Source organism: Streptococcus mitis (genome assembly GCF_047464965.1).
GTDB lineage: Bacteria > Bacillota > Bacilli > Lactobacillales > Streptococcaceae > Streptococcus > Streptococcus mitis_DU.
This window is the reverse complement of the sequence record NZ_JASHAT010000002.1, coordinates 25,798-50,763: the sequence shown is the minus strand read 5'-3', so window position 1 is coordinate 50,763 and position 24,966 is coordinate 25,798. Positions and strand designations below refer to the sequence as shown.

The 24,966-nt window shown below is 40.8% G+C and carries 26 protein-coding genes, 1 tRNA gene and 1 other RNA gene; 20 read left to right on the top strand and 8 right to left on the bottom strand.

Annotated features, from left to right (window positions below; genetic code table 11):
• Positions 1 to 190 precede the first annotated feature (190 nt).
• On the top strand, positions 191 to 2,227 hold the full coding sequence (gene glyS, locus QM408_RS01725) for a glycine--tRNA ligase subunit beta (RefSeq protein WP_308696770.1): 2,037 nt from the start codon (positions 191 to 193) through the stop codon (positions 2,225 to 2,227).
• A gap of 41 nt (positions 2,228 to 2,268) precedes the next feature.
• Positions 2,269 to 2,526: a DUF896 family protein gene (locus tag QM408_RS01720; RefSeq protein WP_000372163.1), complete on the top strand. Its 258-nt coding sequence runs from the start codon at positions 2,269 to 2,271 to the stop codon at positions 2,524 to 2,526.
• 112 nt (positions 2,527 to 2,638) lie between these two features.
• Here the strand turns inward: QM408_RS01720 and QM408_RS01715 are convergent, their stop codons facing one another.
• Genes QM408_RS01715 through QM408_RS01705 form a run of 3 tightly spaced genes read right to left on the bottom strand, consistent with a single transcriptional unit; the run spans position 2,639 to position 5,490 of the window.
• Positions 2,639 to 3,883: an NAD(P)H-dependent oxidoreductase gene (locus QM408_RS01715; RefSeq protein WP_414373347.1), complete on the bottom strand. Its 1,245-nt coding sequence runs from the start codon at positions 3,881 to 3,883 to the stop codon at positions 2,639 to 2,641.
• 18 nt (positions 3,884 to 3,901) lie between these two features.
• The gene (locus QM408_RS01710; protein WP_020903507.1) at positions 3,902 to 4,507 is read right to left on the bottom strand and encodes an NADPH-dependent FMN reductase; all 606 of its coding nucleotides are present in this window, start codon (positions 4,505 to 4,507) and stop codon (positions 3,902 to 3,904) included.
• A gap of 59 nt (positions 4,508 to 4,566) precedes the next feature.
• A complete protein-coding gene (locus tag QM408_RS01705) occupies positions 4,567 to 5,490 on the bottom strand; it encodes an FAD:protein FMN transferase (protein WP_023948280.1) in 924 nt (307 codons plus the stop codon).
• A 308-nt stretch (positions 5,491 to 5,798) separates the two neighbouring features.
• Between QM408_RS01705 and nox the strand changes: the two genes are divergently transcribed.
• The 3 genes from nox (at position 5,799) to pdxT (ending at position 8,787) form a co-directional block, all read left to right on the top strand.
• A complete protein-coding gene (nox, locus tag QM408_RS01700) occupies positions 5,799 to 7,178 on the top strand; it encodes a H2O-forming NADH oxidase (protein ID WP_414373343.1) in 1,380 nt (459 codons plus the stop codon).
• A 151-nt stretch (positions 7,179 to 7,329) separates the two neighbouring features.
• Positions 7,330 to 8,205 (top strand): pyridoxal 5'-phosphate synthase lyase subunit PdxS, encoded by an 876-nt coding sequence (gene pdxS, locus QM408_RS01695; RefSeq protein ID WP_000138517.1) that lies wholly within the window; start codon positions 7,330 to 7,332, stop codon positions 8,203 to 8,205.
• Positions 8,206 to 8,787 carry a pyridoxal 5'-phosphate synthase glutaminase subunit PdxT gene (gene pdxT / locus QM408_RS01690; protein WP_023948274.1) on the top strand — a complete coding sequence of 194 codons (582 nt, stop codon included), beginning with the start codon at positions 8,206 to 8,208 and terminating at the stop codon, positions 8,785 to 8,787.
• Positions 8,788 to 8,806: 19 nt separating this feature from the next.
• Here pdxT and trhA read toward each other — a convergent pair whose 3' ends face one another.
• Complete coding sequence (trhA, locus tag QM408_RS01685; protein ID WP_001098000.1) at positions 8,807 to 9,454, bottom strand: PAQR family membrane homeostasis protein TrhA; 648 nt, start codon at positions 9,452 to 9,454, stop codon at positions 8,807 to 8,809.
• Complete coding sequence (locus tag QM408_RS01680) at positions 9,451 to 9,897, bottom strand: DUF1836 domain-containing protein (protein WP_000858732.1); 447 nt, start codon at positions 9,895 to 9,897, stop codon at positions 9,451 to 9,453. Before QM408_RS01680 ends, trhA begins: the two co-directional genes overlap by 4 nt.
• 134 nt (positions 9,898 to 10,031) lie before the next feature.
• Here QM408_RS01680 and QM408_RS01675 point away from each other — a divergent pair, with 134 nt between their 5' ends.
• The 7 genes from QM408_RS01675 (at position 10,032) to trxB (ending at position 14,386) form a co-directional block, all read left to right on the top strand.
• Complete coding sequence (locus QM408_RS01675; RefSeq protein WP_023948272.1) at positions 10,032 to 10,526, top strand: GNAT family N-acetyltransferase; 495 nt, start codon at positions 10,032 to 10,034, stop codon at positions 10,524 to 10,526.
• On the top strand, positions 10,526 to 11,044 hold the full coding sequence (locus tag QM408_RS01670) for a methylated-DNA--[protein]-cysteine S-methyltransferase (RefSeq protein WP_020901893.1): 519 nt from the start codon (positions 10,526 to 10,528) through the stop codon (positions 11,042 to 11,044). Before QM408_RS01675 ends, QM408_RS01670 begins: the two co-directional genes overlap by 1 nt.
• Positions 11,045 to 11,049: 5 nt before the next feature.
• Positions 11,050 to 11,406 (top strand): arsenate reductase family protein, encoded by a 357-nt coding sequence (locus QM408_RS01665; RefSeq protein ID WP_020901892.1) that lies wholly within the window; start codon positions 11,050 to 11,052, stop codon positions 11,404 to 11,406.
• A 157-nt stretch (positions 11,407 to 11,563) separates the two neighbouring features.
• Entirely contained in the window at positions 11,564 to 12,364 is an 801-nt protein-coding gene (locus tag QM408_RS01660; protein ID WP_020901891.1) for an amino acid ABC transporter permease, read from the top strand.
• The gene (locus QM408_RS01655) at positions 12,364 to 13,107 is read left to right on the top strand and encodes an amino acid ABC transporter ATP-binding protein (protein ID WP_000590965.1); all 744 of its coding nucleotides are present in this window, start codon (positions 12,364 to 12,366) and stop codon (positions 13,105 to 13,107) included. Before QM408_RS01660 ends, QM408_RS01655 begins: the two co-directional genes overlap by 1 nt.
• A 77-nt stretch (positions 13,108 to 13,184) precedes the next feature.
• Positions 13,185 to 13,409: a DUF4059 family protein gene (locus tag QM408_RS01650; protein WP_000926599.1), complete on the top strand. Its 225-nt coding sequence runs from the start codon at positions 13,185 to 13,187 to the stop codon at positions 13,407 to 13,409.
• Between the two features lie 65 nt (positions 13,410 to 13,474).
• Positions 13,475 to 14,386 (top strand): thioredoxin-disulfide reductase, encoded by a 912-nt coding sequence (gene trxB / locus QM408_RS01645; protein ID WP_000272298.1) that lies wholly within the window; start codon positions 13,475 to 13,477, stop codon positions 14,384 to 14,386.
• Positions 14,387 to 14,425: 39 nt separating this feature from the next.
• On the opposite strand, the gene rlmB is transcribed toward trxB, so the two are convergent.
• Positions 14,426 to 15,154, bottom strand: coding sequence for a 23S rRNA (guanosine(2251)-2'-O)-methyltransferase RlmB (gene rlmB, locus QM408_RS01640; RefSeq protein ID WP_024057830.1), 729 nt, complete (start codon positions 15,152 to 15,154; stop codon positions 14,426 to 14,428).
• Between the two features lie 44 nt (positions 15,155 to 15,198).
• Positions 15,199 to 15,810 (bottom strand): peptide deformylase, encoded by a 612-nt coding sequence (def, locus tag QM408_RS01635; protein ID WP_001272937.1) that lies wholly within the window; start codon positions 15,808 to 15,810, stop codon positions 15,199 to 15,201.
• Between the two features lie 174 nt (positions 15,811 to 15,984).
• On the opposite strand from def, the gene QM408_RS01630 reads away from it, so the two are divergent.
• From QM408_RS01630 to QM408_RS01610, 5 genes are all read left to right on the top strand, one after another.
• Positions 15,985 to 17,310 carry a CapA family protein gene (locus QM408_RS01630; protein ID WP_001189732.1) on the top strand — a complete coding sequence of 442 codons (1,326 nt, stop codon included), beginning with the start codon at positions 15,985 to 15,987 and terminating at the stop codon, positions 17,308 to 17,310.
• 21 nt (positions 17,311 to 17,331) lie between these two features.
• The gene (locus QM408_RS01625; protein WP_000153517.1) at positions 17,332 to 18,159 is read left to right on the top strand and encodes an HAD family hydrolase; all 828 of its coding nucleotides are present in this window, start codon (positions 17,332 to 17,334) and stop codon (positions 18,157 to 18,159) included.
• A gap of 1 nt (position 18,160) precedes the next feature.
• The gene (locus tag QM408_RS01620; protein ID WP_000290664.1) at positions 18,161 to 18,796 is read left to right on the top strand and encodes an SGNH/GDSL hydrolase family protein; all 636 of its coding nucleotides are present in this window, start codon (positions 18,161 to 18,163) and stop codon (positions 18,794 to 18,796) included.
• A 61-nt stretch (positions 18,797 to 18,857) separates the two neighbouring features.
• Positions 18,858 to 19,205, top strand: a transfer-messenger RNA (tmRNA) gene (gene ssrA / locus QM408_RS01615).
• Between the two features lie 419 nt (positions 19,206 to 19,624).
• Positions 19,625 to 20,959: an Nramp family divalent metal transporter gene (locus QM408_RS01610; protein ID WP_084946942.1), complete on the top strand. Its 1,335-nt coding sequence runs from the start codon at positions 19,625 to 19,627 to the stop codon at positions 20,957 to 20,959.
• Positions 20,960 to 21,037: 78 nt separating this feature from the next.
• Here QM408_RS01610 and QM408_RS01605 read toward each other — a convergent pair.
• Positions 21,038 to 21,125 (bottom strand) — tRNA-Ser (locus QM408_RS01605).
• 161 nt (positions 21,126 to 21,286) lie between these two features.
• Between QM408_RS01605 and QM408_RS01600 the strand changes: the two genes are divergently transcribed.
• The 3 genes from QM408_RS01600 to QM408_RS01590 are packed head-to-tail and all read left to right on the top strand — an operon-like array spanning position 21,287 to position 24,884.
• A complete protein-coding gene (locus QM408_RS01600; protein ID WP_203212791.1) occupies positions 21,287 to 22,027 on the top strand; it encodes a DeoR/GlpR family DNA-binding transcription regulator in 741 nt (246 codons plus the stop codon).
• The gene (gene pfkB / locus QM408_RS01595; RefSeq protein ID WP_414373335.1) at positions 22,024 to 22,935 is read left to right on the top strand and encodes a 1-phosphofructokinase; all 912 of its coding nucleotides are present in this window, start codon (positions 22,024 to 22,026) and stop codon (positions 22,933 to 22,935) included. Before QM408_RS01600 ends, pfkB begins: the two co-directional genes overlap by 4 nt.
• Positions 22,932 to 24,884 carry a PTS fructose transporter subunit IIABC gene (locus QM408_RS01590; protein ID WP_414373333.1) on the top strand — a complete coding sequence of 651 codons (1,953 nt, stop codon included), beginning with the start codon at positions 22,932 to 22,934 and terminating at the stop codon, positions 24,882 to 24,884. The genes pfkB and QM408_RS01590 overlap by 4 nt, the downstream gene beginning before the upstream one ends.
• The last annotated feature ends 82 nt before the right edge of the window (positions 24,885 to 24,966 follow it).

Here is a 24,966-nt window from a genome sequence, read left to right as displayed (position 1 = left end):
ACTGTTATGTGGGGATTTTTGAAACCTTAGGTTCAAAAATTAGTCAGCTAAATCCACTTTGATGAGACTGTTGGAAATCTTGATCAATTTAGTATTAGATTTCCATACAGACTCACAAAGTTAGTTAGCGACGTCCCCAGTACCTAAGGTGCATATCAAAAAAGATTGAAGAAAATGTAAAGGAAAAAACATGACAAAAAACTTATTAGTAGAACTTGGTCTTGAAGAATTACCAGCCTATGTTGTCACACCAAGTGAAAAACAACTGGGCGAAAAAATGGCGGCCTTCCTCAAGGAAAACCGTCTGTCTTTTGAAGCTATTCAAACCTTCTCAACACCACGTCGTTTAGCTGTTCGTGTGACTGGTCTTGCAGACAAACAGTCTGATTTGACAGAAGATTTCAAGGGTCCAGCAAAGAAAATTGCCTTGGATAGTGATGGAAATTTCACCAAAGCAGCCCAAGGATTTGTTCGTGGCAAAGGTTTGACGGTTGAAGATATCGAATTCCGTGAAATTAAGGGTGAAGAATATGTCTATGTCACTAAGGAAGAAATTGGTCAAGCAGTTGAAGCCATTGTTCCTGGTGTTGTAGATGTCTTGAAGTCCTTGACTTTCCCTGTCAGCATGCACTGGGCTAACAACACCTTTGAATACATCCGCCCTGTTCACACTTTAACTGTTCTTTTAGATGAAGAAGAGTTTGATTTGGATTTCCTTGATATCAAGGGAGACCGTGTCAGCCGTGGTCATCGTTTCTTGGGGAAAGAAACCAAAATTCAGTCAGCTTTGAGTTATGAAGAAGATCTTCGTAAGCAGTTTGTAATCGCAGATCCACGTGAACGTGAGCAAATGATTGTTGACCAAATTAAGGCAATCGAAGCTGAGCATGGTGTAAGTATCGAAATTGATGCGGACTTGCTTAATGAAGTCTTGAACTTGGTTGAATACCCAACTGCTTTTATGGGAAGTTTTGATGCTAAATACCTTGAAGTACCAGAAGAAGTTTTGGTGACTTCGATGAAGGAACACCAACGTTACTTTGTTGTTCGTGATCAAGATGGAAAACTCTTGCCAAACTTCATTTCTGTTCGTAACGGAAATGCAGAGCATTTGGAAAATGTTATCAAAGGAAATGAAAAAGTCTTGGTAGCTCGTTTAGAAGACGGTGAATTCTTCTGGCGTGAAGACCAAAAATTGGTGATTTCAGACCTTGTTGAAAAATTAAACAATGTCACCTTCCATGAGAAGATTGGTTCCCTTCGTGAGCACATGATTCGTACGGGGCAGATTGCTATTCTCTTGGCAGAAAAAGCTGGCTTGTCAGTGGATGAAACAGTTGACCTAGCTCGCGCAGCTGCCATTTACAAGTTTGACTTGTTGACTGGGATGGTTGGTGAATTTGACGAGCTCCAAGGAATTATGGGTGAAAAATATGCCCTTCTTGCTGGGGAAACTCCAGCGGTAGCAGTTGCTATTCGTGAACACTACATGCCTACATCAGCTGAAGGAGAGCTTCCAGAGAGCAAGGTCGGTGCAGTTCTTGCCATTGCAGACAAATTGGATACGATTTTGAGTTTCTTCTCAGTAGGTTTGATTCCATCAGGTTCTAATGACCCTTATGCCCTTCGTCGTGCGACCCAAGGTGTGGTTCGTATCTTGGATGCCTTTGGTTGGCACATTGCTATGGATGAGCTGATTGATAGCCTTTATGCATTGAATTTTGACAGCTTGACTTATGAAAATAAAGCTGAAGTTATGGACTTTATCAAGGCTCGTGTTGATAAGATGATGGGTTCTACTCCAAAAGATATCAAGGAAGCAGTACTTGCAAGTTCAAACTTTGTTGTGGCGGATATGTTGGAAGCAGCAAGTGCTCTCGTAGAAGCAAGCAAGGAAGAAGACTTCAAACCATCTATTGAATCGCTCTCTCGTGCCTTTAATTTGGCTGAGAAGGCAGAAGAAGTTGCCACAGTTGATTCAGCACTCTTTGAAAATGATCAAGAAAAAACCTTGGCTGAAGCAGTAGATACGCTTGTTTTATCAGGTTCTGCAAGTCAGCAATTGAAACAACTCTTTGCGCTTAGTCCAGTTATTGATGCTTTCTTTGAGAATACCATGGTAATGGCAGAAGATCAGACTGTCCGTCAAAATCGTTTGGCTATCTTGTCTCATTTAACTCAAAAAGCAGCTAAACTTGCTCGTTTTAACCAAATTAACACTAAATAAAATTTGATAAACGGACTTTATCTTATCACAAAGGAGAAGAAATGGATCAGAAAAAAATTGATCGTATCAACGAGCTTGCTAAAAAGAAAAAAGCAGAAGGCTTGACACCAGAAGAAAAAGTGGAACAAGCTAAACTACGTGAGGAGTACATCGAAGGTTATCGTCGCTCTGTTCGTCACCACATTGAGGGAATCAAAATTGTGGATGAAGAAGGAAACGATGTTACACCAGAAAAACTACGCCAAGTCCAACGTGAAAAAGGTTTACATGGTCGTAGTCTTGATGATCCAAACTCATAATAAATATTCTTTCTTTTAGTAAAGATATATGAAATAATAACCAAAAGACTAGCAATTTGTGTTTGCTAGTCTTTTTTCGTTAAAAAAGGAACCAAGATGGTTCCTAAAGTTATTAGTTACTTGCTCCAGATGTAGCGTCTGCGCCACCACCGTGACCACCGGCATCACCTGAATCAGAAGCTCCAGATGTAGCATCTGCATCACCGTGACCATGTCCGCCAGCAGGAGCTGCAGCATTTCCACCGACTAAACGTTGACCAGTTGTATTGAGGTACCAGTCAAGCCATGGTTGGAAATTAAAGATAATTTCATTAATTCCAGCATATGAACCATCTGGGTAGTACATTGCTTGGTAATTATGGGTATTAATAACACCTTCAGGTGTTCCTGGCACAATTGTACGGACATATTCTTGATCCCCGTTACGCAATACGCCGACAACCCATTCAACGTTTTTCATTCTAGAATCTGGTAATGTACCGTGTACTGTTCCTAATCTATTTCCTGATTGAGCACGTACACGTTTACCAAACATTGTATCTGGGTCTTGGTGTGCGTTATTAAAGTACAAGAATTGATTATTATCATCTGCAAATGTCAATTCAAATGGCATTGCTTTCAAGAACATGTCAAGTTGGTTAACTGTCAAGATACCGTGGTCTAATTTAACGTAAGTATCTCCAGAAACAGCTCCAACAAGTTCAGCAGCTTTTTCTACCCATTCAGGATCATCTGGATCAACACCTTGGATAGTAGTTGCAATTGAATTTGTACAATATAAATCTTCTGGCTCAATTGGTTTTGGTTTTTTCAATTTTGAAACAACTCCTACATATTTTACAAAATTATCCAAGCAAGTTTCGAGGAATTTAACTGTTCCTTCATTCGTGATATTGCCCTCTGCGTCAAAAGCTTCTTTGGCTTTACCAAGAAGGAATTCGTTTCCAGGAAGTGTATAGGCATTGACACCTGGAGCGTCAAGAATCTTACGAAGGTGAACTTGGGCACGAGAAGTACCTTGGTCGTAGTAAGAAGCTCCCACAATCATGACTGGTTTGTTTTCAAATGGATGAACCTCGTATGAAAGCCATTCAAGAACTGATTTAAGAGAAGCTGAGATTGTGTGGTTGTGCTCAGGAGTAGCAATAATGACACCATCAGCACGCGTAATTCTGTTATACAAGAGACGCAATTGGAAGCTTTCGTCCCATTTTTCGTCTTGGTTAAACATTGGAACTTCATCAATTTCGAGAACTTCTAATTCAAATTTGAGTTTGAAGTGACGACGGATGAATTCCAAGAGTTTACGGTTATATGATTGATCGTAGTTTGATCCTACAAGTCCAACAAATTTCATTCTTTTTGGTCTCCTATCTTACAAATTTTCCCAGTCAAAGTCTTCAGCATCTTTGCGAAGTAGGGCTTGTGCGTTGCGCAATTTTTCTGTAATTTTTACAAAGATACGGAAGTCGTCAAAAGTGGCATCTAATTTTTTGATAACATCAAGATCCACTAGAACTCCACTTGGATTGAAGGCTTGAAGAGAATGTGAAAGCAAGAATTCATCTGGAAGGACACTTGCTTTGATTTCTGGGGCATTCAAGATTTGGCGAAGTTGTAATTGGGCACGTGATGAACCAAGCGTACCATATGAAGCACCTGTAATCATGATTGGTTTGTTCAAAAGTGGATAGATACCATAAGACAACCAAGCAAGAGCGCTCATCAAAACAGCTGGGATAGAGTGGTCATACTCAGGAGTACCAATAATAACGCCATCTGCCTCTTCAATTTTAGCAGCAATTTCTAAAATTTCAGCAGGTACTTGCTTGTCAGCTGGTTTGTTGAAGACAGGAATGTCTTTAATTTCAACAAGTTCAATTTCAGCTTTTTCAGCAAAGTGTTTTTGCATGTATTGAAGCAATTGGCGGTTTGTAGAACGTTTTGAATTTGTTCCAACAATAGCAATAAGTTTTAACATGAGATTTCCTTTCTCTTTTTACATAATACAATTTTAAAACTCCATTGAAACATTTGTTTCTATAGAGTAGGAATTCCTGAAGAACAGCTTAGGTGACCTTCCTTATCGATGAGGATAGCTTCGATGCCCTCCAAACTTTCGACTTGCCAGAGGATAGAAGCAGGTCTTTCTCCAAATAGACGAGTTGTCCAGATTTCACCATCAACTGATTTATCAGAGATGATTGTTAGACTCGCTAGTTCCGTTTCAACAGGATATCCTGTTTGGCTGTCAAAAATATGATGGTAATCTTTTCCATCGACAGTCAGGTGACGTTCATAAATGCCTGAAGTCACGACAGATTTATTGACAACAGGGATGGTCATTAAGTGATTTCCCCTCGGATTGGCTGGGTCTTGAATCCCGATTTGCCAAGGCTGATTTCCTCTTGCCTGATTTTTTCCAATAGTCAGGATATTCCCTCCCAGATTGATCAAGGCAGATGTCACTCCCTCTTTTCTCAGAAATTGAGCAACTTTATCCGCACTATAACCCTTGGCTAAACAACCTAGGTCTATCTTCATTCCTTTCTGTTTTAGAAACACAGTAGAAGTAGAAGAATCTAACTCGATATAATGAGGATTGATTAAAGGGAGAATTGATTCGATTTCTTGAGGCTGGGCAACTTTGGCATCTGAAAAACCGATACGCCAGGTTTGAATCAAGGGACCAATGCTGATATTGAGATGGCTAGATGGCGCGAGGCTATGCTCTAATCCAAGTGAAATCAGTTCGAACAGGTCTGGATGAACCTTGACGGGGGCTATTCCAGCTTGATGATTGATTTCCATCAACTCAGATTCTTGGCTATTGGCATTGAAGCGGTATTCGAGCTCTCTGAGTAAATCAAAGGATTTCTGGATCAAGCTATCGGCTCGTTCATCTACTAATGCAATAGTGATAGTAGTCCCCATTAGCCGTTCGGAATGTGAACTAAGAGGCAAGCTACCAACTCCTTTCTTTTATGAAAAGAAGGCTGAAATATAGTAAATTTATATTAAATTTAACCCCTTACATTTTCTTTTCATGATACTAGCATACCATAAAGTCAGCGTTTTCACAAATAAAATTTGTAAACTTGTCAAGAAATATGCTCAGAAAATAAAGAGTAATTGTAAGAAAGACTGATAAAATACAGATTATTTACATTTTTTTACAAAAAAAACGGGAAAATTAGCAAAACTCTTGTAAACGCTAACAGTAAATGTTATACTAGAGGGGTAAATTTAAAATTGAAGGTAGGAATTTTTCTATGAGTAAAATCGTTGTAGTTGGTGCTAACCACGCTGGTACAGCATGTATTAATACTATGTTGGATAATTTTGGAAATGAGAACGAAATCGTTGTATTTGACCAGAACTCTAACATCTCTTTCCTAGGATGTGGAATGGCTCTTTGGATTGGTGAACAAATTGACGGTGCTGAAGGCTTGTTCTATTCTGATAAAGAAAAATTGGAAGCTAAAGGTGCTAAGGTATACATGAATTCACCAGTTCTTTCAATCGACTATGATAACAAAGTAGTTACAGCAGAAGTTGAAGGGAAAGAGCACAAAGAATCATACGATAAATTGATTTTCGCTACAGGTTCTACACCAATCTTGCCACCAATCGAAGGTGTTGAAATTGTTAAAGGAAACCGTGAATTTAAAGCAACTCTTGAAAATGTACAATTCGTTAAATTGTACCAAAATGCTGAAGAAGTGATTCATAAATTGGCTGACAAGAGCCAACACCTTGACCGTATCGCCGTTGTTGGTGGTGGATACATCGGTGTTGAACTTGCTGAAGCTTTTGAGCGTCTTGGAAAAGAAGTTGTCCTTGTTGACATCGTAGATACTGTCTTGAACGGATACTACGACAAAGACTTCACTCAAATGATGGCGAAGAACTTGGAAGACCACAACATCCGCTTGGCGCTTGGTCAAACTGTTAAAGTAATTGAGGGTGACGGTAAAGTTGAACGCTTGATTACTGATAAAGAAACTTTCGATGTGGATATGGTTATCCTTGCAGTTGGTTTCCGTCCAAACACAGCCCTTGCTGATGGAAAAATTGAACTCTTCCGTAACGGTGCCTTCCTTGTAGACAAGAAACAAGAAACATCTATCCCAGGCGTTTACGCAGTAGGTGACTGTGCGACTGTTTATGACAACGCTCGTAAAGACACTAGCTACATCGCTCTTGCTTCAAATGCTGTTCGTACTGGTATCGTTGGTGCATACAACGCTTGTGGACATGAATTGGAAGGAATTGGTGTTCAAGGTTCAAATGGTATCTCAATCTACGGTCTTCACATGGTTTCAACTGGTTTGACTCTTGAAAAAGCGAAAGCTGCTGGTTACAATGCAACTGAAACAGGCTTTAACGATCTTCAAAAACCAGAATTTATGAAGCATGACAACCATGAAGTTGCCATCAAGATTGTCTTTGACAAAGATAGCCGTGAAATTCTTGGTGCACAAATGGTTTCACACGATTCTGCAATCAGCATGGGAATCCACATGTTCTCACTTGCTATCCAAGAGCATGTGACAATTGATAAATTGGCATTGACAGACCTATTCTTCTTGCCACACTTCAACAAACCATACAACTACATCACAATGGCTGCCCTTACAGCTGAAAAATAAAATTTGATGAACTATCTGTCCTTAAGTTAAGGTCAGATAGTTTTTTAATCAATGTGTACCCATACAATTACATTATTTTTATCTTGTGATTCCTTCTAATCTAACTTAAAATGAAATGGTAGCTACCAATACAAATGATGAGGATAAAGAAATGACTGAAAATCGTTATGAACTAAATAAAAACTTGGCGCAGATGCTCAAGGGTGGGGTTATCATGGACGTTCAGAACCCTGAACAAGCCCGTATTGCAGAGGCTGCTGGTGCGGCAGCTGTGATGGCCTTGGAACGAATTCCGGCTGATATCCGTGCGGCTGGTGGGGTTTCCCGTATGAGTGATCCAAAGATGATTAAGGAAATCCAAGAAGCGGTTAGCATTCCAGTAATGGCCAAGGTCAGAATCGGGCACTTTGTTGAAGCTCAGATTTTAGAGGCTATTGAAATTGACTATATCGATGAGAGTGAAGTTTTATCTCCAGCTGACGACCGTTTCCATGTGGATAAGAAAGAATTCCAAGTTCCTTTTGTCTGTGGAGCTAAGGATTTGGGCGAAGCCTTGCGTCGTATCGCTGAAGGTGCTTCTATGATTCGTACCAAAGGAGAACCGGGTACGGGGGATATCGTCCAAGCTGTTCGTCATATGCGTATGATGAATCAGGAAATTCGCCGCATTCAAAACCTACGTGAGGACGAACTTTATGTTGCTGCTAAGGACTTACAAGTCCCTGTAGAATTGGTTCAATACGTCCATGAGCATGGAAAATTGCCAGTTGTAAACTTTGCTGCTGGAGGTGTTGCAACACCAGCAGATGCCGCGCTGATGATGCAATTAGGGGCAGAAGGTGTATTTGTCGGTTCAGGTATTTTCAAGTCAGGAGATCCTGTTAAACGAGCGAGTGCCATTGTCAAAGCGGTAACCAATTTCCGAAATCCTCAGATCCTAGCTCAAATCTCTGAAGATCTAGGAGAAGCCATGGTGGGTATTAATGAAAATGAAATCCAAATTCTCATGGCTGAGCGAGGGAAATAGATGAAAATTGGAATATTGGCCTTGCAAGGTGCCTTTGCAGAACATGCAAAAGTGCTAGATCAATTAGGTGTCGAGAGTGTTGAAATCAGAAATCTAGATGATTTTCAGAAACATCAGAGTGATTTGTCGGGATTGATATTACCTGGTGGAGAATCTACAACCATGGGCAAGCTCTTACGTGAGCAGGACATGCTGATTCCCATTCGAGAAGCCATTCTATCTGGCTTACCAGTGTTTGGGACCTGTGCAGGTTTAATTTTGCTGGCTAAGGAAATTACTTCTCAGGAAGAGAGTCATCTAGGAACTATGGATATGGTAGTCGAGCGCAATGCCTATGGGCGCCAACTAGGAAGTTTCTATACGGAAGCAGAATGTAAGGGAGTTGGCAAGATTCCGATGACCTTTATTCGCGGGCCGATTATCAGTAGTGTTGGAGAAGATGTAGAAATTCTAGCAACAGTTGACAATCAAATCGTTGCAGCCCAAGAAAAAAATATGCTGGTAACTTCCTTTCATCCAGAATTGACTGATGATGTAAGCTTGCACCAGTACTTTATCAATATGTGTAAAGAAAAAAGTTGAGAAAAAATTCTCAACTTTTTTACATATAATAAACAATGGCAATGTATTGGAGGGCAGATGCTGCTAGGATAAAGAGATGCCAAATCATGTGGAAATAAGGTTTTTTCTTGGCGTAAAATCCAGCTCCAACTGTATAACAGAGTCCGCCAGTTACCATGAGACTCCAGAAAATTGGCGTTGTTTGACTGATAATGGCAGGAATGATAGCCAGAACCAACCAGCCCATAATCAGGTAAAGAGCAAGGCTAAATTTCTCATTGACTTTTTTAGCAAAGATTTTATAGAGAATACCAAAGATGGTCGTTCCCCACTGGATAGCAATAATCAGATAGCCAAACCAGTTATTCATCAAAGTCAGTACGACAGGTGTATAAGAGCCAGCAATAGCAACATAAATCATAGAATGGTCAATGATTCGCAAGACATATTTGTGGGTCGAACCATAGGCCATAGAGTGATAAATGGTGGATGATAGGAACATGAGAAAGAGACTAATAACGAAAATGGAAACGCCGATAGAGGATAAAAATCCGTGTGTCTCATAACTATAGGTTGATGAAATAGGCAGTAAGATGAGCATGATGACTGCACCTACGGCATGGGTCACACTATTAGCAATCTCTTCTCCGAAACTGAGTTGTTTGCTGAGTTTAAGACTAGTGTTCATTGGATTACCTCCTCTTGAGTATGATCGATTAAGGCTAGGGTTTGATGATAGAGTTTAACGGTTTGGCAGCTGGTTTGGATAATGGGGTTAGCTGGGTCAATTCCTTGGTTCATGTAGTCCACAAAAGCATCGTAGAGTTGGTCTGAACTTGCTTGAGTTTGGAGAGTATTAAGTGTCTGAGCTATTTCTTGAATAGAGAATACCGACTTGAGGGTTGTGATAGCAATCAGACGGGCAATCTGTTGGCGTTGGTATTTTTTCTTGTCAGGCTTTGTTAGGTAACCATGTTTCACATAATTGTTGACCATGGATGCTGTCAGGCCCTTGTCTTTATCAGGAGAGATAGGGGAGCAGACCTGATTGACATAGAGCAAAACCTGGTCCAGATAGAGGTCAATATTTGGGATTTCTGCCCATTTTGGGTAGGAAAAGGTAGTTTTCATTTTCAACTCCTTTTTATCTAGTTTTAATAACTAGATTATAAAATAATAGAAATAGAAAGTCAAGTTTTAACTGCTTGTAGAAAGACTTAAATTATGCTATGATGGGAGAAACTAGTCAGAAATGAGGAGAAAAGATGGAGATTCGTTTAGCTTTTCCAAATGAAGTAGATGCCATCATGCAGGTGATGGAAGATGCTAAAAAATGTTTAGCAGATGTTGGTAGTGACCAGTGGCAAAATGGTTATCCAAATGCTGATATTATTACTGAGGATATTATCTCAGGTCAAGCCTACGTAGCCTTGGAAGAGGGAGAATTACTAGCTTATGCAGCCGTGACCAAGAGTCCAGAGGCAACCTATGAAGCCATTTATGAAGGAAAATGGCAATCTGGAGAGTCAGAGTACCTAGTCTTTCACCGTATTGCTGTGGCAGCAGATGTGCAGGGACAGGGGGTTGCTCAGACTTTCCTAGAAGGCTTGATTGAAGGATTTGATTACCTAGATTTTCGCTCAGATACGCATGTTGCAAACGAGGCCATGCAGCATATCTTTGAAAAACTCGGTTTTAAACAGGTTGGTAAGGTTCCAGTTGATGGCGAACGCTTGGCCTATCAAAAATTGAAGAAATAATGCAAAAGAAGTACGTAAAAATGCTCTACTTTTCGCCAATAGGAACCTTGTCTTTGGTTGCTGACGAGCAATATCTGTATGGCATTTGGGTGCAGGAGCAGAAGCATTTTGAGAGGGGACTAGGAGATGAGACGATAGAAGCAGTTGTTAGTCATCCCATTTTAGACCCAGTTATTACTTGCTTAGATGCTTACTTTAAAGGTAAGTCTCAGGATTTATCCAACTTGCCCTTGGCTCCAATCGGAACGGATTTTGAAAAGCGAGTTTGGTCCTATTTACAGAGAATTCCTTATGGTCAGACAGTGACCTATGGACAAATAGCCCAAGATCTGCAAGTGGCTTCTGCTCAAGCAATTGGCGGAGCGGTAGGACGCAATCCTTGGTCTATCCTAGTACCTTGTCATCGTGTGCTGGGAGCATGCAAGCGTCTGACAGGTTATGCTGCAGGAGTGGAAAAGAAAGCTTGGCTCTTGGAGCATGAAGACGCAGATTTTAAAGATATAAACAATAGAAAGTGAAACACATGTTAGAATTTATCGAATACCCAAAATGTTCAACTTGTAAAAAAGCAAAACAAGAATTAAACCAACTCGGTGTAGACTATAAAGCTGTTCACATCGTGGAAGAAACACCTGGTCAAGAAGTCATTTTAAACTGGCTAGAGACCTCAGGTTTCGAGTTGAAGCAATTTTTCAACACCAGTGGAATCAAATACCGTGAATTAGGACTGAAAGATAAGGTAGGAAGTCTGTCAAACCAAGAAGCAGCTGAGTTGCTAGCAAGCGACGGTATGTTGTTAAAACGCCCCATTTTAGTAGAAAATGGAACTGTTAAGCAAATCGGTTATCGAAAACCTTATGAAGAATTGGGATTGAAATAGTTTTTATCTATCTCTTTGATAGATAAAATATATAACCTCCCTGTTTCAAAGTATGATAAACTAGTAGGTAGACAAAGTCTGTATCTGACCGTAGCAAATAATTTCATTGACGGCAGAAGTATGGTAGAATGAATCATTATCAGGAGAGGATGTTTTTATGAATGTTACAACGATTTTAGCATCAGATTGGTACCAAAACTTGATGCAATTGATTCCGGATGGCAAGCTTTTTAGCTTGCGTTCGGTCTTTGATGGAATTCCGAGAATTGTCCAACAACTTCCAACAACGATTATGTTGACAATTGGTGGTGCTCTTTTTGGCTTGGTTTTGGCACTTCTTTTTGCCATTGTGAAAATCAATCGTGTCAAAATTTTATATCCCTTGCAGGCCTTCTTTGTTAGTTTCTTAAAAGGGACACCGATTTTGGTGCAACTCATGTTGACCTACTACGGAATTCCTTTGGCTTTGAAAGCTCTCAATCAGCAATGGGGAACTGGTTTCAATATCAATGCGATTCCAGCCGCTGCTTTTGCGATTGTCGCCTTTGCTTTCAATGAAGCAGCTTATGCGAGTGAAACCATTCGTGCAGCCATTCTCTCAGTCAATCCTGGTGAGATTGAGGCGGCACGCAGTCTGGGTATGACCCGAGCACAAGTTTATCGTCGCGTAATTATTCCAAATGCAGCCGTTGTGGCAACTCCAACCTTAATCAATTCCCTCATCGGCTTGACCAAAGGAACTTCCCTAGCCTTTAGTGCGGGTGTTGTGGAAGTATTTGCCCAAGCTCAGATTCTGGGTGGAGCTGATTATCGTTACTTTGAGCGCTTCATCTCCGTTGCCCTTGTTTATTGGGTAGTCAATATCGGAATTGAAAGCCTCGGTCGTTTCATCGAGAGAAAAATGGCTATTTCTGCACCCGATACAGTGCAAACAGATGTGAAAGGAGACCTTCGTTAATGATTAAGATTTCGAATTTAAGCAAATCCTTTTCAGGACAGACTGTCTTGGATCATCTGGACTTAGATATTCAAAAAGGGGAAGTTGTAGCCTTGATTGGTTCTTCAGGAGCTGGAAAATCAACTTTTCTTCGTAGTCTCAATTATCTTGAAACTCCTGACAGTGGATCAATTCAGATTGATGATTTCTCAGTTGATTTTTCTAAAATCACTCAGGAAGAAATCCTGGCCCTACGCCGCAAGCTGTCCATGGTTTTCCAACAGTTTAATTTGTTTGAACGCCGAACAGCACTTGATAATGTAAAAGAAGGCTTGGTTGTTGTCAAGAAATTGTCTGACCAAGAAGCGACTAAGATTGCCAAGGAAGAGTTGGCTAAAGTTGGGCTTTCTGATCGTGAAAACCATTATCCTCGACATTTATCAGGTGGACAGAAGCAACGGGTTGCCTTGGCGCGTGCTCTTGCTATGAAACCAGATGTCTTGCTCTTAGACGAACCAACTTCAGCTCTTGACCCAGAATTGGTCGGTGAAGTAGAGAAGTCTATTGCAGATGCTGCTAAGTCAGGTCAAACCATGATTTTGGTTAGTCATGACATGTCCTTTGTAGCTCAAGTTGCGGATAAGATTCTCTTCCTAGATAAGGGGAAAATCATTGAGTCTGGAACACCGGATGAGATTATCCACCATCCTAAAGAAGAGCGAACAAAAGAATTCTTCGCTAGTTACAAACGGACTTATATTTGATATAATAGATAAAGAAAAACTCAGTTAGCTGGACTAGCTGAGTTTACTCTTTAAAAAAGATAGAAATGAGAGAAATCATGCTACTGCAACTATTTTCTTTATATTTCGAGAGTTTGATCTTGACCACCATCCTCGTCCTGATTTTTTTAGGGATTTGGATTGGACTGAGAGCCATGTCGGGAGTTGATAAGACAGCCAAGGCTCGCCAAGCCCATCTCTATGATATGATTATGATTGGTGTTTTGGTTGTTCCAGTATTATCCTTTGCGGTTATGAGTTTAATTCTTGTTTTCAAGGCATAATCCTTGCGTGATTGACAAGAAAGAGTTAGAATAAAGATAGTTACAACAAGAAAGAAGGAAACTATATGTACGATACTATTATTATCGGTGCTGGACCTGCAGGTATGACTGCAGCCTTGTATGCTGCTCGAAGCAATCTGAAAGTAGCCTTGATTGAAGGTGGTCTGCCAGGTGGTCAGATGAATAATACATCTGATATTGAAAATTACCCTGGATACGCTAATATTAGTGGGCCAGAATTGGCAGAAAAGATGTTTGAACCGCTTGAAAATCTTGGTGTTGAGCACATTTATGGTTATGTTGAAAATGTCGAAGACCATGGTGATTTTAAGAAAGTGATGACTGATGACCAAACATATGAAACTCGTACCGTTATCGTAGCGACTGGCTCTAAACACCGTCCTTTGGGAGTACCTGGAGAAGAAGAACTGAACAGTCGTGGTGTTTCTTACTGTGCCGTGTGTGATGGTGCTTTCTTCCGTGACCAAGATTTGTTGGTAGTTGGTGGCGGAGATTCAGCTGTCGAAGAAGCCCTCTTCTTGACTCGTTTTGCTAAGACTGTTACCATTGTTCACCGTCGTGACCAACTTCGTGCCCAAAAGGTTTTACAAGACCGCGCCTTTGCGAATGAGAAAATCAGCTTTATCTGGGATTCTGTAGTTAAGGAAATCAAGGGTGAAAACCGAGTAGAATCTGTCGTATTTGAAAATGTGAAAACAGGTCAAGTGACAGAGCAAGCCTTCGGTGGCGTCTTTATCTATGTTGGTTTGGACCCTCTTAGTGATTTTGTTAAAGAATTGAATATCCAAGATCAGGCAGGCTGGATTGTGACAGACAATCACATGAAAACTGCAGTTGACGGTATCTTTGCAGTTGGAGATGTTCGCTTGAAAGACCTTCGACAAGTAACAACAGCAGTTGGAGATGGAGCTATCGCTGGTCAAGAAGCTTACAAGTTTATCACCGAACATAGTTAATCATAAAAAAAGTTTCCAATCAGATGACTGGAAACTTTTTTATAGTCTATTTCGGAAAACTTCGTACATGAGAATGGCTGCAGCAACACTGGCATTGAGACTTTGAACATGTCCATTCATCGGAATGGTAATCATCTCATCAACCTGTTTTTTGATGTTGCTAGAGATGCCTTTTCCTTCATTTCCGATGATGAGGGCAATTTTCCCTTTTGTATTCCACTTGTGGCAAGGAGTACCATTCATATCCGTTCCAAAGGTCCAGAACCCTTCATCCTTGAGTTTGTCTAAGGTTTGACTGAGGTTGGTTACTCGAGCAATCGGTACGTGTTCAATAGCACCTGTGGCCGTTTTGGCAACGACAGGAGTAACTCCGACAGCACGGTGCTTGGGAATGATGACACCTGAAACGTTGGTCGCATCGGCTGTTCGCAAGATAGAACCTAGATTATGGGGATCAGTTAGACCATCCAGAATCAATAGCAGTGGATTTTCTTCTTGGCGTGTTTTGGCAAGGATGTGATCCAGCTCGCTATAGGCAAATTCAGACACTCGTAGAACAAAACCTTGATGAACAGCACCTTCAGTCATCTCAGTGAGGGATTTTTTTGAGGTCCAAGAAATGGATACCTTCTTTTCTGTAGCCAGTTCCTTGACTTTCTCAACATTCTTACCTCGGAGATCTTCTTGGAGGTAAAGTTTGTTCCCTGTGTTTGCAAGGAGGGCTTCGGTAACGGCGTGGACGCCATAGACAATATCATTTGTTTTCATGCCTCTATTATAACACAAAACCCCGTCTTGCAACGGGATTTTATTTATTCAAGAATCAGTAGACCATCTTTAACTTCAAATGGGTCTTTTTCATTGATACGATCGTAAAACATGATTCCGTTGATGTGGTCAATTTCATGCTGAACAACGATGGAGTTGTAGCCTTTGAGCTTGATACGGTGTTTTTCGCCGTCCTTGTCAAAGTAGTCAACAGTAACGCGAGCATGGCGAACAACATAGCCAGGCACATTGCGGTCAACAGAGAGGCAACCTTCTCCTTCGCCAAGAGCAGCGTCTTGAACAGAGTGAGAGACGATTTTTGGATTGTACATAATGGCTTGTAAGTCGTAGGCTTCCTGCGGAGTTTCACCTTCTTCAACAATGTTTGGTACCAAAACAGCGATAATACGTTTTGAGATATCTAATTGAGGAGCAGCAAGTCCAACACCACCTCGGAGCCCCATCTTTTCAGCCATGACAGGATCTTGGGAATGTTTGAGGAATTGCATCATCTTTTCACCGAGAATGATTTCCTGGTCAGACAAGGGGAAAGTGACTTCCTCAGCAACCGCGCGTAGAGTTGGATTTCCCTCGCGGATAATATCTTTCATATCAATTAAGTGAGCAGCTTTTGTAATACGTTCTATTGCAGACATTTTCTCTCCTTTCATTACCTCTACATGATATCACAAAATGACAAGGATTGAAAGTATTACAGCCTTTAGGATTTATAGAAAATAGATAGGAAGTTCAATTCAATTGTGAAAGAAATACTTATCTGTGATATAATAAAAAGAAAAGGCTTGCATTAGAAAGTAGGGAGAATGAAGATGCAAAGAAGACAAGATAGACATAAACGTGGACCAGTTTTTCATTTTGTGAGAGGCTTTGTAAACTTTTTTAGGAGTTATCGCAAGTGGAGCAATAAGGGATTTGTGGCGATACTCTTGCTAGCAGTTGCTTTATCAATGGGCTTGGTCTTGTTGTTTGAAAGCTTCCAAGGAATCCCCTTAACCAGTCAAAAAAAGGATGCCATTTCTCAAGAAGCAAATAAGACGAACCAAAATACTAAAGATCAGGAAGAGGAAAAAACTGCTAGAATTATGGCCAATGGGGACCTCCTTTATCATATTCCTATTTATCGTTCGGCTTTAAAAGAAGATGGGACCTATGATTTTCATGAGAATTTTGATTATGTGAAACCATGGCTCAAACAAGCAGACCTAATTATAGGTGATTTTGAAGGTACTGTGAACAAGGACCACTATTTGGCAGGTTATCCTCTATTTAATGCACCTGGTGAAGTTATGGATGCCATCAAGGATGCCGGTTATCAAGTGCTAGACTTGGCGCATAACCATATCCTAGATTCACAAATAGAAGGTGTGGTTTCAACAGCAGATGCTATTGAGAAGGCAGGAATGACACCTATTGGAGTGTATACGCATGAGTCACGTGATCAAGCTCCACTGGTTATCAAGGAAGTGAACGGCATCAAGGTTGCACTTTTAGCCTATTCTTATGGTTTTAATGGAATTGAGCAAAGTATTTCTCAAGAAGACTATAACCGCTATCTTTCAGACCTAAATGAAGACAAGATGAAGGCTGAAATTGAACGAGCAGAGAAGGAAGCAGATATCACCATTATCATGCCTCAGATGGGTGTGGAGTATCGCTTGGAACCAACTGAAGAACAAAAGGCTCTTTATCACAAGATGATCGATTGGGGAGCGGATATTATCTTTGGAGGGCACCCTCACGTAGTTGAACCATCTGAAACGGTTGAAAAAGATGGGGACAAGAAACTCATTATCTATTCAATGGGGAACTTCATTTCCAATCAACGAATTGAAACCATGCAAGATGAAGAGAATGCTAAGTGGACAGAGCGCGGCGTGCTCATGGATGTGACTATTAAGAAAAAAGCCGGTAAGACGACAATCGAAACTGCAAAAGCGCATCCTTCTTGGGTAAACCGTACACCAAAAGGAACCTATTCTCCAGAAGGTTATCCACTATTCCTATACCAAACTTATATCTTAGAAGATTTTATCGAGGGTGGTAGTCATCGTGACCAGTTAGATGAAGCGACTAAGGAACGAATTGATACAGCCTACAAAGAAATGAACGAACATGTGGGATTGAAGTGGGACTAGCTTGAATCCAGAGGAAAGTAAATGACGATTAAGGTAATTGCAACAGATATGGATGGGACCTTGCTGGATGCTAGAGGCCAGCTTGATCTCCCACGTTTGGAAAAGATTTTAGATCAGTTGGATAAAAGGGGTATTCGTTTTGTCATTGCGACTGGGAATGAAATTCACCGCATGAGGCAACTACTGGAGCACTTGGTCGATCGGGTGGTTCTGGTTGTTGCAAACGGTGCTCGTATTTTTGAAAACAATGAACTGATTCAGGCTCAGACTTGGGATGATGCCATTGTCGATAAGGCTTTGGCTCATTTTAAGGGTCGAGCGTGTCAGGATCAGTTTGTTGTAACGTCTATGAAGGGTGGTTTCGTCAAAGAAGGTACGATTTTTACAGACCTTGAAAGTTTTATGACTCCAGAAATGATTGAAAAATTCTACCAACGGATGCAATTTGTGGACGAATTAACCTCTGACCTCTTTGGTGGTGTGCTCAAGATGAGTATGGTTGTTGGTGAGGAACGTTTGAGTTCGGTCTTGGAAGAAATCAATGACCTCTTTGATGGCCGTGTTCGTGCTGTATCGAGTGGCTATGGTTGCATTGATATCCTTCAAGCTGGAATTCATAAAGCATGGGGCTTGGAAGAATTACTCAAGCGCTGGGACTTGACCTCCCAACAAATCATGGCTTTTGGTGACAGTGAAAATGATGTTGAAATGCTTGAAATGGCTGGAATTGCCTATGCGATGGAAAATGCTGATGATAAAGCCAAAGCTGTGGCGACTGCTCTAGCGCCAGCCAATAGCCAAGGAGGAGTTTATCAAGTCTTGGAGAACTGGTTAGAAAAAGGAGAATGAAGTGGCAGTACAGTTATTAGAAAATTGGCTCCTAAAGGAACAAGAAAAAATCCAAACCAAGTATCGTCACTTAAATCAGGTTTCTGTTGTAGAGCCAGACATTCTTTTTATTGGGGATTCCATTGTCGAATATTATCCTCTGCAGGAACTATTTGGGACTGCAAAGACGATTGTCAATCGAGGCATTCGAGGTTATCAGACAGGGCTGTTATTAGAGAATCTGGATGCGCATCTGTACGGTGGGGCGGTAGATAAAATTGTCCTTTTGATTGGGACAAATGATATCGGAAAAGATGTGCCTGTGAATGAGGCTCTCAATAATCTCGAATCTATCATACAATCCATTGCTCGCGATTATCCACTGACAGAGATAAAATTGCTTTCCATTTTGCCAGTCAATGAGGGCGAGGAGTACAAGCAGACAGTCTATATCCGCACGAATGAAAAAATTCAGAAATGGAATCAAGCCTATAAAGAACTTTCCTCTGCCTATATGCAGGTAGAATTTGCGCCAGTTTTTGATAGTTTGACAGACCAGGCAGGCCAACTCAAAAAAGATTATACAACTGATGGGTTGCACCTTAGTGTTCCCGGTTATCAGGTTTTGACAAAATCTTTGAAAGACTATCTTTTGTAGTTAATTGCTTTCCTTTTTGCATTTTTGAGTTAGATAAGGTATAATGGTTTTATTGTCTTTTGGGGTCGTTACGGATTCGACAGGCATTATGAGGCATATTTTGCGACTCGTGTGGCGACGTAAACGCTCAGTTAAATATAACTGCAAAAAATAACACTTCTTACGCTCTAGCTGCCTAAAAACCAGCAGGCGTGACCCGATTTGGATTGCTCGTGTTCAATGACAGGTCTTATTATTAGCGAGATACGATCAAGCCTTGTCTAGCGGCTTGATAAGAGATTGATAGACTCGCGGTTTCTAGGCTTGAGTTATGTGTCGAGGGACTGTTAAACGAATACATAACCTATGGTTGTAGACAAATATGTTAGCAGATGTTTGGACGTGGGTTCGACTCCCACCGGCTCCATTGATAATTTACATTGTTTTGTAAATCTTTCTAAAACGTTGTTTTTACAACGTTTTTTATTTTATTCTTTGGTATTCTTTTGCAAAAAAAGAATACAACATTTTGTTGTATCCTAAATATTAAATCAAGTCCTGAATTTTCTTAAGTTTTTATCATATTTTCTGTTATAATTAAGGTGCCTTAAGAAAAATAATGAAAAAACTAAATGTTTTTCATATAGTTTTCATTTTTTGTGTTATAATTAAGGTGCCTTAAGAAAAATATTAAGGTGCCTTAAGAAAAATATTAAGGTGCCTTAAGAAAATAATGAAAAAACTAAATGTTTTTCATATAGTTTTCATTGTTTTAATAGTTTAAAGTCAATCTTATTTTTCTCTAATAGAAAATAATGAAAAAGTAGGTTTAGAAAGAGGTAAGTATCTATGTCTTCTCATAAAAAAGTGTCACTCTCTGAGATTAATCAATCTATCGATACTCCAAATAACAATCATTTCTGGCAAAATTTAAATGCCTTTTTAGGTCCGGGTGCTCTTGTCGCAGTTGGTTATATGGATCCAGGAAACTGGATTACCAGTGTAGTCGGTGGTGCTTCCTATAAGTATAGTCTCTTGTTTGTTATCTTGATTTCATCTCTCATTGCCATGCAACTTCAGCAGATGGCAGGAAAGCTTGGTATTGTAACCCAGATGGACCTGGCTCAAGCAACGGCTCATCATTCACCTAAATGGCTTCGTTATAGTCTATGGGTGATTTTAGAATTAGCCTTGATGGCGACAGATCTGGCAGAAGTTCTAGGTTCAGCGATTGCTCTCAATCTTCTCTTTAAGATTCCGATTATGATAGCAATTCTCTTGACCGTGTTGGATGTTTTTCTCTTATTGCTTCTGATGAAATTTGGCTTTAAGAAGATTGAAGCTATTGTGACAACACTGATTTTAACCATTCTAGCAATTTTTACCTATCTGGTAGCTTTGTCACATCCAAGCTTCCAAGGAATCGTTGAGGGTTATCTACCGAATGCAACCTTATTTGAAAGTCCCTTGCCAGGGCATGAAAGTCAATTAACCTTGGCACTAGGGATCGTGGGAGCAACGGTTATGCCCCATAACCTCTATTTGCATTCTTCCTTGTCTCAAACTCGGAAAATCAATCACAAGGACAAGAATGATGTTCGAAAAGCCGTGCGCTTTATGACCTGGGATTCAAATCTCCAATTATCCTTGGCCTTTGTGGTTAACTCCCTTCTATTAATTCTCGGGGCGGCTCTCTTTTTCGGCCATGCATCTGAGATTTCTGCCTTCTCTCAAATGTATAATGCCTTGCAGGATTCTACTATTGCAGGAGCTATAGCTAGCTCGACCTTATCAACCTTGTTTGCCTTGGCTTTATTAGCCAGTGGTCAAAATTCGACAATTACGGGTACCTTGACTGGACAAATCGTTATGGAAGGTTTCTTGCATATGAGATTACCTCAATGGTTCATTCGTTTGGCAACTCGTCTCTTTGCCTTGTTGCCTGTCATGATTGTAGCGGTTCTGTTTGGTCATCAGGAAAAAACATTGGATCAGTTATTGGTTTATTCACAAGTCTTTCTTTCGATTGCTCTTCCATTTTCAATCTTCCCACTGATTTATCTAACTTCTAAGAAATCACTGATGGGAGAATTTACCAATGCCAAATGGAATACCCTCCTTGGCTATATCGTTTCCATTATCTTAACAATTCTCAATGTGAAATTGTTATTTGATATTTTCTAAGAAATTCACCCGAGTTATAAAACAAGTATATAAGAAAAAAGATACCCAAGATTTCTTGGGTATCTTTTTTAAAATAAACGGAAGACATGGGATTCGAACCCACGCACGCTGTTACACGCCTACCGCGTTTCCAACACGGCCTCTTAAGCCTCTTGAGTAATCTTCCAATACTTACTCAAATAGTCTACCATAAAGGCTCTTATCTTGCAATAAAAATTTTGGAAATAAGAAAAATGATAGATTTTGAAAGAAAATGACAAAAAGCGCTTGACTTTGAAAGAAAGTGTGATAGAATGAATAGTGTAAACGATAACAGGAGGTGATTCAGTGTTAAAAACAGAGCGGAAGCAACTGATTTTAGAGGAGTTAAATCAACATCATGTAGTTTCTCTAGAAAAATTAGTTAGTTTGTTAGAAACGTCAGAATCAACGGTTCGAAGAGATTTGGATGAGTTGGAAGCGGAAAACAAGCTTCGTCGCGTGCATGGTGGAGCAGAATTGCCCCATTCCTTGCAGGAAGAAGAAACCATTCAAGAAAAATCTGTCAAAAACCTTCAAGAGAAGAAGTTGCTAGCTCAGAAGGCGGCCTCTCTCATCAAGGAACAAGATGTCATCTTTATTGATGCTGGAACAACAACTGCTTTTTTGATCCATGAATTGGTCAATAAGAATATTACTGTTGTGACGAATTCGATTCACCATGCCGCACAGTTGGTTGAAAAGCAGATTCCAACTGTCATGGTTGGAGGAAGTGTCAAGATGGCTACAGATGCTAGCATCGGGGGCGTTGCTCTTAACCAGATTAACCAATTGCACTTTGACCGTGCCTTTATCGGGATGAATGGTGTGGACGATGGTTATTATACGACTCCTGATATGGAGGAGGGGGCTGTGAAGCGTGCTATTTTAGAGAATGCCAAACAGACCTATGTCTTGGTGGATTCGTCAAAAATTGGACAAACTTGCTTTGCTAAGGTAGCACCACTCAAACGAGCTATTGTTATCACAAGTCAAGGGCATGAGCTCTTGCAGACTATTAAGGAGAAAACGGAGGTAATAGAAGTATGATTTATACAGTCACACTCAATCCGTCTATTGACTATATCGTTCGTTTGGACCAAGTCCAAGTCGGTAGCGTCAATCGAATGGATAGTGATGATAAGTTTGCTGGAGGGAAAGGAATCAATGTCAGTCGTGTCTTGAAACGCTTGGATATTCCAAATACAGCGACTGGATTTATCGGAGGTTTTACTGGTAAATTTATCACAGATACTTTGGCTGATGAAGCAATCGAGACACGTTTTGTCCAAGTGGCAGAAGATACTCGTATCAATGTTAAAATCAAAGCAGACCAAGAGACAGAAATAAACGGGACTGGTCCAAATGTGGAACCAGCCCAGTTAGAAGAATTGAAAGCTATTTTGTCTAGTTTGACTGCAGAAGACACGGTTGTATTTGCGGGTTCAAGTGCTAAGAATCTAGGTAATGTTATCTACAAGGAGCTAATTGCCTTGACCCGTCAGACTGGTGCGCAGGTGGTTTGTGATTTTGAAGGACAGACCTTGATTGATAGTTTGGACTACCAGCCACTTCTTGTAAAACCAAACAATCACGAACTTGGAGCTATCTTTGGAGTGAAACTCGAAAGTTTAGATGAAATTGAAAAATATGCTCGTCAGTTACTGGCTAAAGGTGCTCAAAACGTCATTATCTCTATGGCTGGTGACGGTGCTCTTCTTGTCACATCTGAGGGAGCTTACTTCGCCAAACCTATCAAGGGAACAGTCAAAAATTCAGTTGGAGCTGGTGACTCTATGGTTGCCGGATTTACAGGTGAATTTGTCAAATCTAAAGATGCAGTAGAAGCCTTCAAATGGGGAGTGGCTTGTGGAACGGCAACCACCTTCTCAGATGATTTAGCAACAGCAGAATTTATTAAAGAAACATATGAAAAAGTTGAGGTAGAAAAAAGATGAAAATTCAAGACCTATTGAGAAAAGATGTTATGTTGCTGGATTTGCAGGCGACTGAAAAAACAGCTGTCATTGAAGAGATGATTAAAAGTTTAACAGACCACGGTTATGTGACAGATTTTGAAACCTTTAAAGAAGGAATTTTGGCGCGTGAAGCCTTGACTTCTACAGGTTTGGGTGACGGAATTGCTATGCCTCACAGCAAAAACGCAGCTGTCAAAGAAGCGACAGTTCTCTTTGCCAAGTCAAATAAGGGTGTTGACTACGAGAGCTTGGATGGGCAACCAACTGATCTTTTCTTTATGATTGCAGCTCCAGAAGGTGCCAATGACACCCACTTGGCAGCCTTGGCAGAATTGTCTCAATACTTGATGAAAGACGGTTTTGCTGACAAACTTCGTCAAGCAACATCAGCTGACCAAGTTATCGAACTTTTTGACAAAGCTTCAGAAAAAACTGAAGAGCCTGTTCAAGCGCCTGTCAATGAATCTGGTGACTTTATCGTGGCTGTTACAGCTTGTACGACAGGTATTGCCCACACTTATATGGCCCAAGAAGCCCTTCAAAAAGTGGCTGCTGAAATGGGTGTTGGAATTAAGGTCGAAACCAACGGTGCTAGTGGTGTTGGTAACCAACTAACTGCGGAAGACATTCGTAAGGCTAAAGCTGTTATCATCGCAGCAGACAAGGCGGTTGAGATGGATCGTTTTGATGGTAAACCATTGATCAATCGTCCGGTTGCTGACGGTATCCGTAAGACGGAAGAGTTGATTAACTTGGCTCTTTCAGGAGATGCTGAAGTCTACCGTGCCGCTAATGGTGCAAAAGCTGCAACAACCTCTAACGAAAAACAAAGCCTTGGTGGTGCCTTTTACAAACACTTGATGAGTGGTGTATCCCAAATGTTGCCATTCGTTATCGGTGGTGGTATCATGATTGCCCTTGCCTTCTTGATTGACGGTGCTTTGGGTGTGCCAAATGAAAACCTTGGAAATCTTGGTTCTTATCATGAGTTAGCTTCTATGTTCATGAAAATTGGTGGTGCTGCCTTTGGTTTGATGCTCCCAGTCTTTGCAGGTTATGTTGCATACTCTATCGCTGAAAAACCAGGTTTGGTAGCAGGTTTCGTGGCTGGTGCTATTGCCAAAGAAGGTTTTGCCTTTGGTAAAATTCCTTATGCCGCAGGTGGTGAAGCAACTTCAACTCTTGCAGGTGTCTCATCTGGTTTCCTAGGTGCCCTTGTTGGTGGATTTATCGCAGGTGCTTTAGTTCTTGCTATCAAGAAATACGTTAAAGTTCCTCGTTCACTCGAAGGTGCTAAATCAATTCTTCTCTTGCCACTTCTTGGAACAATCTTGACTGGATTTGTCATGCTAGCTGTGAATATCCCAATGACAGCAATCAACACTGCTATGAATGACTTCCTAGGCGGTCTTGGAGGAGGTTCAGCTGTCCTTCTTGGTATCGTCCTTGGTGGAATGATGGCTGTTGACATGGGTGGACCAGTTAACAAAGCGGCTTATGTCTTTGGTACCGGTACGCTTGCGGCAACTGTTTCTTCAGGTGGTTCTGTAGCCATGGCAGCAGTTATGGCTGGAGGAATGGTGCCGCCACTTGCAATCTTTGTCGCAACTCTTCTTTTCAAAGATAAATTTACCAAAGAAGAACGCAACTCTGGTTTGACAAACATCATCATGGGCTTGTCATTTATCACTGAGGGAGCAATTCCATTTGGTGCCGCTGACCCAGCTCGTGCGATCCCAAGCTTCATCCTTGGTTCAGCAGTAGCAGGTGGCCTCGTTGGTCTTACTGGTATCAAACTCATGGCGCCACACGGAGGAATCTTCGTTATTGCCCTTACTTCAAATGCTCTTCTTTACCTCGTTTCTGTCTTGGTAGGAGCAATCGTAAGTGGTGTGGTCTATGGTTATCTACGTAAACCCCAAGCATAAAACTTATACTCTTCGAAAATCAAATTCAAACCACGTCAGCATCGCCTTGCCGTACTCAAGTACAGCCTGCGGCTAGCTTCCT